Origin of the sequence: Grimontia sedimenti (genome assembly GCF_011045095.1) — a bacterium.
Lineage (GTDB): Bacteria > Pseudomonadota > Gammaproteobacteria > Enterobacterales > Vibrionaceae > Enterovibrio > Enterovibrio sedimenti.
The window spans coordinates 1-1,776 of sequence record NZ_JAALDL010000042.1 but is presented as its reverse complement, the minus strand read 5'-3'; the positions used below and the strand labels follow the sequence as shown (position 1 = coordinate 1,776).

Below are 1,776 nucleotides of genomic sequence, written 5' to 3'. Positions count from 1 at the left end.
GCATCATCACTGTTGCCATAACGGTCCCAGGGGAACTGCACCTTCACCCTGCCATGTTCATCACAGAAGATTTCCTCGCCATCGGGACCGGTAACAATCGCGATTTGCGGGCCATGGACACAAGGTTTCGGTTGCGGTGTCGGACGCCAAGGCCGGTGAGCCGGAATGACCGAAAAAGTATTGTGGAACGTCGTCATGCCCTCACCGCCAGCCTCTTCCAGCGCCTGAGGCTGAGTGCCCTCACACTGGGTAGAGACCACCACCCAGTCACGGTTCGTGGCGTCATCCGGATGGTCCACCAGGTCAAACAACATCCCCGGCTGAACCTGCGGGACATTACTTTGCGCCGTCGCCGTGATGGCATCACGTCTTAAATGCTCAAGGCGGTACTGGGTAAAGGGCTTCCCGGCGGCGTCACTCTTATAGCGCCCCGGATAGTCATAATGCTCATACGTGCCACGCTGAAAGGCCATCTCTGTGCCCGCGTGTTCATGTAAAAAGCCATAGGCCGGCTTTTTAAAACTGTAATCTTTCAGCTGCGCGGAAGACGGTCTTGCCTGCGCCGAATACTGCCAGCCTTTAACAAAACTCTCTTTAGATATCCCACCGACATTCACGTTATAAGGCAGCGCAAGGCCCGAAGCTGACAGGGTCTGGGTATCATCCGAGAACAGCACCGTGTGCTTGTCTTTGGCATGCAGGAAGCAATAGAAAATGCCTTCTTCCGCCGCAATACGTTCTAAGAATTCAAGGTCCGTCTCGCGGTACTGGACACAATACTCACGGGTCTGCGGATTACCGGATAAAGAAAACGCATAATCATCAATGCCCATCTCCTGCAGGAGAGTGCTCATGATTTCCGGGGCAGACTGCTGCTGGAAGATACGGCTGTTCTGACGAAGGGACAATCTGGCAAGGGACGGCACCATCTCCAGCGCATAGCGGGTGTGATGAAAACCCGTATCGCCTCTTGAGAACCGTCGGACAATCCCGTGGAAGCGTTGCTTGAGCTCCCCGTCCTGCCAAATCACCAGTGTGACATTACGGTCCACCGTGTCATTTTCAGAGACGGCTTCATTACGGCTGGCCAGCTTGATATCAAAACAGAAAGGGGCCGAGAGATGGGCGTCGCCCTGAAAGTCGACCACCACAAAGGTGTCGTCAGGCAAGCCTTCGACGTTAAGAGTAAATTGGAGACCGCTTTCCGTAGCCATAGAGATACCCAGCAAGAACTATCCACTGCTTCTGAGAGACTTCAGAAGCTTCATCAGACGTCACTGTCTGACGACAAAACCCGCCGCAAGGGCGGGTGGGGTCAGAAAGGCCTGCTTCACAAAGAAACACGCCTTCTGCCAGGAAGCCTTAAGCTTCGATAGGCGCACGCCAGTCATCCGCACCGGAAGTACCTGCTACCGTGTGCTCCCAGTCAATCTTGCGGTAGGCCACAGAGACAGTCACCAGCTGAGTGAACTCTTTCTTCGCTGCGTCCTGACAATGAGGCATGTTGCAATCGATATCGATGATGGTGCCGTCAGTCAGGATGGTGGAGAAGAAGTGCTCCTGCTTACCTTCGACAGACGTGCGGTACCACTTGAGCTCAATCTTCGGCAGCATCTCACCGGAGGCCAGAGCGTTGTACATCAAAGGCACGGCTTTGTTCAGCGCCACAGTGAACTTGAACGGCTTATGAACACGCTGACCTGACGGCTGACCGCTTTGTGGGTCAGTGGGTACAGTCACGATGTGGTCAAAGGCTTGCACCAGCATCTCGTCTTC

Annotated in this window: 2 protein-coding genes; both read right to left on the bottom strand. The window is 54.5% G+C overall.

All coding sequences use genetic code 11. The annotated features are described in order from the left end of the window. Positions 1–1,214: type VI secretion system tip protein TssI/VgrG (gene tssI, locus G5S52_RS23375; RefSeq protein ID WP_165018875.1), on the bottom strand; the 1,214-nt coding region annotated here is incomplete at its 3' end. A gap of 148 nt (positions 1,215–1,362) precedes the next feature. Then, a partial coding sequence (locus G5S52_RS23370) for an Hcp family type VI secretion system effector (protein ID WP_165018873.1) occupies positions 1,363–1,776 on the bottom strand: 414 nt, incomplete at its 5' end.